Source organism: Roseovarius atlanticus (assembly GCF_001441615.1).
Lineage (GTDB): Bacteria > Pseudomonadota > Alphaproteobacteria > Rhodobacterales > Rhodobacteraceae > Roseovarius > Roseovarius atlanticus.
In genome coordinates, this window is record NZ_LAXJ01000039.1 from 23,512 (window position 1) to 30,947 (window position 7,436).

General features: G+C 59.2%; 10 protein-coding genes and 1 pseudogene. 10 read left to right on the forward strand and 1 reads right to left on the reverse strand.

Features of this window, described 5'->3' with window-relative positions:
• The first annotated feature begins 91 nt into the window (after window positions 1-91).
• The 7 genes from XM53_RS21905 (at window position 92) to XM53_RS21935 (ending at window position 3,869) form a co-directional block, all read left to right on the forward strand.
• Window positions 92-469, forward strand: a complete 378-nt coding sequence (locus XM53_RS21905) for a c-type cytochrome (protein ID WP_408006101.1) — start codon at window positions 92-94, stop codon at window positions 467-469.
• Window positions 466-1,059 (forward strand): DsbE family thiol:disulfide interchange protein, encoded by a 594-nt coding sequence (locus XM53_RS21910; RefSeq protein ID WP_057796927.1) that lies wholly within the window; start codon window positions 466-468, stop codon window positions 1,057-1,059. Before XM53_RS21905 ends, XM53_RS21910 begins: the two co-directional genes overlap by 4 nt.
• The gene (locus tag XM53_RS21915) at window positions 1,056-1,568 is read left to right on the forward strand and encodes a TlpA family protein disulfide reductase (RefSeq protein WP_057796928.1); all 513 of its coding nucleotides are present in this window, start codon (window positions 1,056-1,058) and stop codon (window positions 1,566-1,568) included. Before XM53_RS21910 ends, XM53_RS21915 begins: the two co-directional genes overlap by 4 nt.
• Before the next feature lie 81 nt (window positions 1,569-1,649).
• Entirely contained in the window at window positions 1,650-1,949 is a 300-nt protein-coding gene (locus XM53_RS21920; RefSeq protein ID WP_057796929.1) for a hypothetical protein, read from the forward strand.
• Window positions 1,946-2,644, forward strand: coding sequence for an SCO family protein (locus XM53_RS21925; protein ID WP_057796930.1), 699 nt, complete (start codon window positions 1,946-1,948; stop codon window positions 2,642-2,644). Before XM53_RS21920 ends, XM53_RS21925 begins: the two co-directional genes overlap by 4 nt.
• The gene (locus XM53_RS21930; protein WP_057796931.1) at window positions 2,641-3,132 is read left to right on the forward strand and encodes a hypothetical protein; all 492 of its coding nucleotides are present in this window, start codon (window positions 2,641-2,643) and stop codon (window positions 3,130-3,132) included. The genes XM53_RS21925 and XM53_RS21930 overlap by 4 nt, the downstream gene beginning before the upstream one ends.
• Window positions 3,129-3,869 carry a cytochrome c biogenesis CcdA family protein gene (locus tag XM53_RS21935; RefSeq protein WP_057796932.1) on the forward strand — a complete coding sequence of 247 codons (741 nt, stop codon included), beginning with the start codon at window positions 3,129-3,131 and terminating at the stop codon, window positions 3,867-3,869. Before XM53_RS21930 ends, XM53_RS21935 begins: the two co-directional genes overlap by 4 nt.
• A 103-nt stretch (window positions 3,870-3,972) precedes the next feature.
• Here XM53_RS21935 and XM53_RS21940 read toward each other — a convergent pair.
• Window positions 3,973-4,245: pseudogene (locus XM53_RS21940) on the reverse strand (glutaredoxin); the annotation flags it as partial.
• Between the two features lie 141 nt (window positions 4,246-4,386).
• On the opposite strand from XM53_RS21940, the gene XM53_RS23325 reads away from it, so the two are divergent.
• From XM53_RS23325 to XM53_RS21955, 3 genes are all read left to right on the forward strand, one after another.
• Window positions 4,387-4,749, forward strand: coding sequence for a hypothetical protein (locus XM53_RS23325; protein WP_152498344.1), 363 nt, complete (start codon window positions 4,387-4,389; stop codon window positions 4,747-4,749).
• A gap of 304 nt (window positions 4,750-5,053) precedes the next feature.
• The gene (locus XM53_RS21950; protein ID WP_057796934.1) at window positions 5,054-6,514 is read left to right on the forward strand and encodes a TolC family protein; all 1,461 of its coding nucleotides are present in this window, start codon (window positions 5,054-5,056) and stop codon (window positions 6,512-6,514) included.
• Between the two features lie 12 nt (window positions 6,515-6,526).
• Window positions 6,527-7,436, forward strand: a 910-nt coding sequence (locus XM53_RS21955; protein ID WP_144435655.1) for a copper oxidase, incomplete at its 3' end; no start/stop codon positions are given.

Below are 7,436 nucleotides of genomic sequence, written 5' to 3' on the forward strand. Positions count from 1 at the left end.
TTCATTCTCTGTAGGTGGCTCGCAATAAGAAGGCGGAAACTTAGTGAAAAACACGATTAGGCTCTCGGCTGTCCTGCTCGCCACAACAGTTTTGCCCGTTGCGGCGCAGAGCGACGTGCGCATGGGTGAGCGCCTCTATCAAGAAAATTGTGCCAGTTGCCATGGGGCAAACCTGGAGGGGCAATCAGATTGGCGCACACGATTGCCGAACGGCAGGTTGCCTGCCCCGCCGCACGACGCCTCCGGCCATACCTGGCATCACCCCGACCGCGTATTGCTCGACATCGTGAAACGCGGACCGGCGGCGATTGTCGGGAACGGGTACGAAAGCGACATGCCCGGATATGAGGATGTGCTGACAGACGATGAGATCACGGCGATCATTGACTACATCAAGAGCACATGGCCCAACCGGATCCGCGCGTCGCAGGAAAGCCGATCCCTTGCCGATGAGCAGGCGCAGCCATGACGGAAGAGGTCGAGGGAAATGCCGACCCTGTGTCGCGACGCAGTATCTCCGGGTTCGTGCTGGTGCCGCTGATAGCTTTTGCCCTCATGGTCCTGTTCGGTTGGGGGCTTTTCAGGGGTGGCGACGACTTGCCGTCGGCACTTCTCGGCAATCCCGTGCCCGACTTCGCGCTGCCCCCGGTGCTCGGCCGCGAGGAAGGTCTTTCGACGCAGGACCTGATCGGACACGTGTCACTGGTGAACGCCTTTGCCTCGTGGTGTGTGCCCTGCCGTGCCGAACATCCGCTGTTCATGGAGTTGAACGCAACCGGTGAGGTGCCGCTCTACGGAATCAACTACAAGGACCCGCCCGATCAGGCGCGCGCCTGGCTCGACGAATTGGGCGATCCCTACGCGCGCATCGGGGCCGATATCAACGGACGTGCTGGCATCGAATGGGGCGTTTATGGCGTGCCCGAAACCTACGTCATCGCCGATGGCACCATCGCCTACCGCCATGTCGGTCCGATTACGCGGTCAATCCTGGAAGAAACCCTATTGCCGATCGTCCGTGATCTGAACACCCAATCCGCCAAGGAGACAACGCCATGAAACATCTGAAACCGGCGCTGATCGCTTGGGCACTGTCCGTCGGCACGGCGTTTGCCGGACCGCAGGGGTTCGCCCTGCACGATACCCCGCAGCCCGTCGCCAATGTGCGCTACGAGAAAGAAGACGGCAGCCGTGGGGACATGGAGGACTTTCGCGGCAAGGTGATCCTCGTGAACGTCTGGGCAACCTGGTGCGTCCCCTGCCGCGAAGAGATGCCGACGCTGGATGCGCTTCAGGCGGAACTTGGCGGCGACGACTTCGAAGTGGTTGCCCTTTCCATCGACCGGGCCGGATCACAAATCGTTCGGCGTTTCTACGACGAGATCGGTGTCACCAATCTCAATATGTATGTCGACCAGACCATGCTTTCGATGACCGCGCTGCGCACCGTTGGCCTGCCGACGACGATCCTGATCGACGCGCAGGGGCGGGAGCTCGGGCGACTGGTCGGACCAGCCGAATGGGACGACCCCGAAATGGTGTCCTTTCTGCGCGGATTTATCGAATGAGTTCCCCAGAAGACGTTCCCTCACCCTTGACCTTCCAGTTGCCGGAATGACTATCTCACCAACATCGAAAGGATTTTTCGGATGACCGACGTAATACCGTCCAGCGACGCAGCCACTTCAGGCATTTCCAGTGCTGGCAACAGGCCCCCGTGGTTGGCGCGCAGGCGATTGCTTTTCGTCGGTGCGGCAACGGTCATGGGGGGTGGCATGGCGCTGAACTGGGGATGGCTCACCGCGATCGGGCTCGCGCCTGTTCTGGTCTCGCTGGCCCCCTGCGCTGCGATGTGCGGTCTCGGTTTGTGCATGAAGGGCGGGTCCGGCGGACAATGTAAGGATGCGAAAACAGCCAATCCCATTCAAACTGAAAGAGGCGACACTTGAACAGTTTTCTGACCCGTCGCGCAGCCTTGGCGATACTTGCGACCACGATTTCGTCTCCGGCCTTCGCCAATCATCCGGGTGAAAACCTGGATGCACGTATGTTCGAGATGGAACCCTACTTCCAAGCCATCGATGCAGCGCAGGCTTCGGATTTCGAGTTGCGGGATTCCGAGGGGAATACTGTGCGCTTGTCAGACTTCGGCGACAAGGTGGTCATCCTGCACTTCATCTACGCCAATTGCCCGGATATCTGCCCGCTCCACTCCCAAAAGATCGGGGCCATTCAGGCCTCGATCAACGACGGGCCGATGAAAGATTTGGTACAGTTCATCTCGATCACGACCGATCCGGTGAATGACACGCCGGACCTGCTGCGCGATTACGCGGATCGGCATGGACTCGACACGAGCAACTGGGTCATTTTGACCAAGCAGCCTCATCAATCTGATGACGTAACGCGCCTTCTCGCGCGGGAATATGGGATGGAGTTCACGATGACTGCCGACAGCGACATGATGATGCACGGAGCGGTCACCCATGTCGTGGACATCGGCGGACGGTTCGCCGCAAAATTCCATGGCATGGACTTCAAGAACGTGAACCTGATCCTCTACGTCAGCGAGTTGATCAACAACGACCAACATCGACGCCGGGAGCCCAGCTGGTGGGACCAGCTGACAGGTGTGTTTCAATGAGTGTCGTCGCGACTGGCGTCAGGCTGTCCTCGACAGACGGAATCTCCCTGACAGCTCTGCGTCGGTATTTTTCGGTAATAATCCCGGCCAATCTGATCTGGGAGTTCGCACATATGCCGCTCTACACGATCTGGAAAGAGGGCACTTGGGGGGAGATTGTCTTCGCAGCCGTCCATTGCACGGGTGGCGATATCCTGATCGCCATGAGCACGCTGATGCTTGCGCTCATGCTGTCGGGTCGGGGCTGGCCCCTGGTTGCCTCCACGCGGCGGTCTGTGACTGTCCTTACGGTGGTATTCGGGCTGGGATACACGCTGTTCAGTGAATGGCTCAACATCGTGATCCGCGCGGCCTGGGCCTATTCGGACCTGATGCCGATCATTCCGATCCTTGATGCGGGCCTGTCACCTGTGCTGCAATGGATCGTGATCCCGCTGACCGCGTTCTGGTGGGCCTTGCGGCCCTTCAACGCCGATCGTGAAAAATGACGGATATCTCCGGCATCGGCATTTTCGCGGCCTTTCTGGCGGGGGCCATTTCGTTCCTGTCGCCCTGCGTCCTGCCGCTGGTGCCGGGCTATGTCTCCTATATTGCGGGCCAGCCGGATTTGCGCACGACGCGTTCGGTCGGCCTGCGGGCGCGCGCCGGGGCGCTCGGGTTGAGCGCCTGCTTTGTCTTGGGCTTTTCGACAGTCTTCGTCGCACTCGGGGCTGGGGCCAGTGCGCTTGGATCCCTGCTGCTGACATGGCGCACCGAACTGAACTATCTCGGCGGCGCGATCATCATTCTGTTCGGACTGGTCATGCTGGGTGTCTTTCGTCTCAATGCGTTCTCGCGCGATACCCGTTTCAATCTCGACATTCCCGGCGGTCGCCCGCTCGGGGCCTACGTGCTGGGACTGGCCTTCGCCTTTGGCTGGACACCTTGCATCGGACCGATCCTCGGCGCGATCCTGACACTCAGTTCGACCTCCGGCGGCATGTCGGACGGCATCTGGCTGCTGTCGATCTATTCCGCTGGTCTAGGGGTGCCCTTCCTGCTGGCGGCGCTCTTCACCGACGCCATCGCCGCGCGGGTTAGGCAGATCGGCAAGGCCGGCCGCTGGCTCTACAAGGGCGCGGGTATTGCCATGATCATCATGGGAGTTGCCATCATGACCGGGCAATTGTCACGGTTTGCCTATTGGCTGCTGGGGACGTTTCCTTTTCTCGCGACAATCGGCTGACGAACCTCGAACCAGCTCTTGGCGTGATGGTTGGTAAGTGGGGATCATCTCCACCACTCAAATAGGTCGTACACGCCGCGCCCCTGTAGAGGTCGCGGGGCCGTCAGCCGATCAGGTAGACCCGGATCGGCATCCAGATCCCCATCACCACCATCATGACGTTTTCGGTGAGCGAGACGAACCCCAGCGGCACGTTGCTGTCACCGCCGACGCAGGCGCATTTCAACTCGCGCTTGTCGATGTAGACCGCCTTGAAGACCGATACCGCACCTACGGTGCCGATGAACAAGGCCAGGGGTGCCGAAAGCCAGGTGAGCGCTCCGGCGACCATGAGGATACCCGCGAAGGCCTCTCCGAAGCGATAGATCTTGCCGTAACCTGCGGATTCTCCAAATGGTTGGAGGGGAGTCGGGGCTCAGGCCACAGTTTTCAAAGGATGGAAACGTTGACAGAATGCTTTCCATGATACATTTAACTTACTATGAGGATCGCACTCACCATTTCAAGATTGCGTCAGATGATGCTTGGTATCATCTGTGTGCTTGCTTTGGCTACAGTTCCGTCGTCTGCTCTACATGCTCAGATGGGCGGACATGGCGAGCCGGTTGGCACAGATCATAGCGCCGAAACGATGTCTGAATTAAACGATAGTGGTCACGGCCATTCCGCTGCAACTCATTGCGGGGAAAGCGAACGCGTTGCAAACGCGGATGGCGAACATGACGGCATTCAATGCTGCAACGGCTTCTGCTTTTCGGTTGTTCTCGATGAAAGAAACGTGATCCGGTCGCGCGACGAGCCAAGCGCGCGTCACGTGGCTGTCGACCGCCTGATCGTATCGTTCGAACCGGACAGCCCACAACGCCCACCACGAGTCTGACTTAGCCGCCGATCCGGTATGCGGATCTTCTGAGTGCGCCTGCAAAGCGTTCTCGAGTTTCTCAATAAGTCAGGTCTAAACTAATGAAAATTGCTATACTTCTGGGCGCATCTGCGCTCGTGCTTGGGGCGTGCACGTCAGAGCCCACGCCGCTTCCGAGCGTTGCCAGCCAAGAGGCTACGTTCAATGGTACGGTTTCATCCCCCTTGTCCTACAAAAACCCCCTGGCCGGGTACACGTATCGTGGCCCAACTGGCCCGCGCGACTGGCGCGAGGTCAACGAAGAGCAATCGGAGGCAAACTGATGATTTTGACGAGACCTTTACTTGCGCTTGGTCTGCCAATGACACTGGCAGCATGCGCGACGGCGGTTCCAGATGCCTACACGGACCAGAAAGCCGGGTTTTCGATTGTGTCAACCCAGACCGCGGCGGCCATCGGCAAAAGAACAGCTTTTGCGCAGACCCAAGCCGAGAACGCGGAATTGAAAAAACAAGTTCACGCAATGGTCCATCAACGAACGATCTCGGCAGACACGGCGGTGCAGGTCGCGCTCTTGAACAACAAGGGGCTGCAAGCCTCCTATGCCAATGTCGGACTTTCGGCTGCAGAGGCTTGGCAGGAATCAACGCCGGAGAATCCGATCGTTGCAATCGGAGTGCTTGGCATCGGAGCTGCGGAATTGGGCGCTTACCGGGCGATAGAAGGGTTGTTTCGAGCGAACATCCTTGACGCGCAAACGCGGAAGCAACGTGTTCTGCTGGCAGATGCGAATTTTCGGGCCGCACAGATGAATGCGGTGAATGACACGCTTGCGCTTGCCAACCAGACGCGAATGGCGTGGATCAACGCCGTGGCTGCGTTTGAAACTGTAACGTATCTCAAGCGTGCCAAGGCCACTTCCGACGCCGGGTCAGAACTTGCGGCCCGGCTGGGCGAGACCGGCGCGCTGAACAAGGCCGGTCAGGCGCGGGAACAAGCGTTCAATGCCGAGCTGGCTGGACAGCTGGCACAGGCCCGACTGAATGCAACCCAAGCCAAAGAAGATCTGACGCGGTTAATGGGGCTGTGGGGCACCGAAGTGAATTACTACGTGCCCGATGCTTTGCCAGCGCTCCCGAGGTCGGTTGGGCCAATCACTAACCTGGAAGCTAAAGCCCTTCGAAACCGGTTCGACCTGCGGGTCGCTAAACTCGGGCTTGAAGCGCAGGCGGCTGCATTCGGGCTGACCGATCAAACGCGGCTTGTGACCGATCTCGAGCTCATCGCTGGTTTCGAAGCAGAGCGGGAAAGAGAGGACGGTAACCTTGAAACTGAAACTACCCCGCAGATTGAGCTGGAGTTCGCCATCCCGATTTATGACACCGGCAAGGCGCGGATGCGCAAAGCGGAGCTGATGTATCTTCAGGCAGCAAATGTTCTGGCTGAGCGCGCGGTCAATGTGCGGTCCGAAGCACGTTCTGCTGAGACCGCTTATCACGCATCTTACAAGATTGCGCGTCACTACCGCGACGTTCTTGTGCCGCTGCGCAAGACCATCGAGGAAGAAGGCCTGCTGTCCTACAACGGCATGATTACCAACACCTTCGAATTGCTCACGGATGTGCGCGAAAAACTTGGTTCCTCGCTCGAGGCGGCCAATGCCAAGCGTGACTTCTACTTGGCCCAGGCGAACTTGACTGCCGCCATATACGGCGGTGGCGCAGGCGGAATGGGCGATGGAGAGGGCGTATCACTTGCCGCCGGTGGCGGCGCAGGACACTGAAAGGAATATGACATGCTGAATAGACGTCAATTACTCGGAGCCGGCGCCGCAGGTGCAACGCTGGTCTCTTCAAAAGCCTGGGGTCAAACCCTGAACATGGGGTTGCCAGAGGCTGCGCAGATGGACAGTGCGGCAACGGCGATCACGGCGCGTCCCAATTCTGGGCCGGACTACACGCCTGTGGTCACGCTGAACGGGTGGACCCTGCCGCACCGGATGAACAACGGGGTGAAGGAATTCCACCTCGTCGCCGAACCGGTCGAGCGCGAACTCGCTGATGGAATGATCGCGCATTTGTGGGGCTATAACGGCCAGTCCACGGGTCCAACGATCGAAGCGGTCGAAGGTGACCGGGTCCGCATCTACGTCACCAACAAGCTCCCCGAGGCGACGACGATTCATTGGCACGGGATGATCCTGCCTTCCGGCATGGACGGGGTCAGCGGACTGAGCCATCCCGGCATCCCGGCGGGCAAGACCTACGTCTACGAGTTTGACCTGATCAAATCCGGCACCTTCATGTATCACCCGCATGGCGATGAAATGGTGCAGATGGCGATGGGGATGATGGGCATGTTCGTGGTCCATCCCAAGGACCCAACGTTCATGCCGGTGGATCGTGACTTCCTGATCATGCTCAACGCCTTTGACATTGATCCCGGCACCTACGTGCCGCGCATCATGACCATGACCGACTTCAACTTGTGGACCTGGAACAGCCGGATCTTCCCCGACATCGATCCTCTGGTAGTCAACAAGGGAGACCGGGTGCGTGTGCGCGTCGGCAACCTGACGATGACAAACCATCCCATCCACATGCACGGCTATGACTTTAAGGTCACCTGCACGGATGGCGGCTGGGTGTCGCCTGAAGCGCAATGGCCAGAGGTGAGCATCGACATCCCCGTGGGCGCGATGCGCG

Excerpts from the sequence above, each read along its gene's own strand:
- XM53_RS21920 (WP_057796929.1), top strand. The coding sequence starts at position 1,650 with ATGACCGACGTAATACCGTCCAGCGACGCAGCCACTTCAGGCATTTCC.
- XM53_RS23325 (WP_152498344.1), top strand. The coding sequence starts at position 4,387 with ATGATGCTTGGTATCATCTGTGTGCTTGCTTTGGCTACAGTTCCGTCG.
- XM53_RS21930 (WP_057796931.1), top strand. The coding sequence starts at position 2,641 with ATGAGTGTCGTCGCGACTGGCGTCAGGCTGTCCTCGACAGACGGAATC.
- XM53_RS21950 (WP_057796934.1), top strand. The coding sequence starts at position 5,054 with ATGATTTTGACGAGACCTTTACTTGCGCTTGGTCTGCCAATGACACTG.
- XM53_RS21935 (WP_057796932.1), top strand. The coding sequence starts at position 3,129 with ATGACGGATATCTCCGGCATCGGCATTTTCGCGGCCTTTCTGGCGGGG.
- XM53_RS21915 (WP_057796928.1), top strand. The coding sequence starts at position 1,056 with ATGAAACATCTGAAACCGGCGCTGATCGCTTGGGCACTGTCCGTCGGC.
- XM53_RS21910 (WP_057796927.1), top strand. The coding sequence starts at position 466 with ATGACGGAAGAGGTCGAGGGAAATGCCGACCCTGTGTCGCGACGCAGT.